Below are 1,976 nucleotides of genomic sequence, written 5' to 3' on the forward strand. Positions count from 1 at the left end.
CCGCGTTCCCCCACCTGCTCTGCCACCCGGTGCTGCCCTACTCCAACTGGGAGTGGGCGACGGTGTGCCAGTCGGAGTCCATGGCGGCCATCAAGCGGGGCGTGCAGGCCGCGCTGTTCCAGTTGGGCCGCGTACCCCGCTACCACCAGACGGACAATTCGACGTCGGCGACGCACCGGCTGGAGGACGGCAAGCGGGGCTTCAACGCGGACTACCGCGCCCTCATGGCCTACTTCGGCATGGAGCCGCGCACCATCGAGGTGGGCGAGAAACAGCAGAACGGGGACGTGGAGGCGCTCAACGGTGCCTTCAAGCGCCGCCTGGTGCAGCACCTGCTGGTGCGCGGCAGCGCGGACTTTTCGAGCGCTGCCGAGTACGAGGCGTGGGTGCAGGGCGTGGCCCTGAAGGCCAACGGCCTGCGCGCGGAGCGGCTGGCCGAGGAGCTCGCGGCCATGCGCCCGCTCTCGGTGGAGTCGCTGCCGGAGTACACCGAGGTGGACGTCCTGGTCACCGGGTGGAGCACGGTGCGGGTGAAGCACAACACCTACTCGGTGCCGAGCCGGCTGGTGGGCGAGCGCGTGCGGGTGCGGCTGTACGACGAGCGGCTGGAGGTGCTGCACCGCGGGGCCCTGCAACTCACCGTGGAGCGGCTGCACGGGCGCAACGGCCACCGCATCAACTACCGCCACATCATCTGGAGCCTGGTGCAGAAGCCAGGGGCCTTCGCTCAGTACCGCTACCGCCAGGACCTCTTCCCCTCCCTCGTCTTCCGCCGCACCTACGACTCGCTCCGCGAGCGGCACGAGGAGCGCCGCGCCGACATGGAGTACCTGCGCATCCTGCACCTTGCGGCCTCCACCATGGAGTCCACGGTGCAGGCCACGCTCGAGCGGATGCTCGCCTCGGGCGGCGTGCGGGGAGCGGACGCGGTGAAGGCCCAGGTGGCGCCAGAGACGTGCGAGGTGCCGCACCTGGAGGCGCCCCAGGTGGACCTGCGCGCCTACGACGCGCTGCTGGACGCGGCCGAGGAGGTGGCCTCGTGAGCGCCCCCACCCAGACACTCTCCATGCTGCTACGTGGCCTCAAGCTGCCCGCGCTCGCCACGCACCACGAGGAGGTGGCCAGAAGGGCCGAGGCCGGGGGCTGGCCCTACGCGGAATACCTGCGCCAACTGGTGGACATGGAGGTGGCGCAGCGCAAGGAGCGCCGCATCGAGCGACTGCTCAAGGCCAGTGGCCTGCCGCCAGACAAGACGCTCGCCACCCTGAAGCAGGACAAGATGCCCCAGAAGGTGCGCCGCCAGTTGCCCGGCCTGTGCGAGGGGGGCTTCGTCGAGCGCGCCGAGAACGTCCTCGTCTTCGGCCTGCCCGGCCGCGGCAAGACGCACCTGGTGGCCGCGGTGGGGCACGAGCTGGTGCAGCGCGGATATGCCGTCCTCTTCGTTCCCGCCGTGCTGCTGGTGCAGCGGCTGCTGATGGCCAAGAAGGAACTCGCCCTGGAGCGGGAGCTCAGGCGGCTGGACGGCTACGACGCGGTCATCCTCGACGACATCGGCTACATCCAGCAGGACCGCGAGGAGATGGAGGTGCTCTTCACCTTCCTGGCCGAGAGGTACGAGAGGCGCAGCGTCCTCATCACCTCCAATCTCGTCTTCAGCCAGTGGGACCGCATCTTCAAGGACCCGATGACGACGGCAGCGGCCATCGACCGCGTCGTCCACCACGCGGCCATCCTCGAGATGACCGGCCCCTCCGTGCGTGACGAGGAGGCACGCGCCAGGGCCGAGCGCGAGAAGTCCGCGGCCAAGCGCGAGGGCTGACCTCACACCACGCCAGGGAGCGGACGGACCGCTCTTCCAAGGAGGTGGACCACTACCACGCCAACGACAACTACGACGACGCGAACACGTTCGAGCAGGTCAACCCGGTGGGGAGAAATAGTTGTCGCCGCGGGGAACGAGTAGTTGACGCTGAGGA

2 protein-coding genes are annotated in these 1,976 nt (G+C 69.3%); both read left to right on the plus strand.

Annotation, left to right across the window (positions count from 1 at the left end; all coding sequences use genetic code 11):
- A partial coding sequence (locus LZ198_RS42720) for a Mu transposase domain-containing protein (RefSeq protein WP_253977927.1) occupies window positions 1-1,043 on the plus strand: 1,043 nt, incomplete at its 5' end.
- Window positions 1,040-1,819 carry an IS21-like element helper ATPase IstB gene (gene istB / locus LZ198_RS42725; protein WP_253977928.1) on the plus strand — a complete coding sequence of 260 codons (780 nt, stop codon included), beginning with the start codon at window positions 1,040-1,042 and terminating at the stop codon, window positions 1,817-1,819. The genes LZ198_RS42720 and istB, both read left to right, overlap by 4 nt.
- Window positions 1,820-1,976 lie beyond the last annotated feature (157 nt).

Source organism: Myxococcus dinghuensis, assembly GCF_024198235.1.
Taxonomy (GTDB): domain Bacteria; phylum Myxococcota; class Myxococcia; order Myxococcales; family Myxococcaceae; genus Myxococcus; species Myxococcus dinghuensis.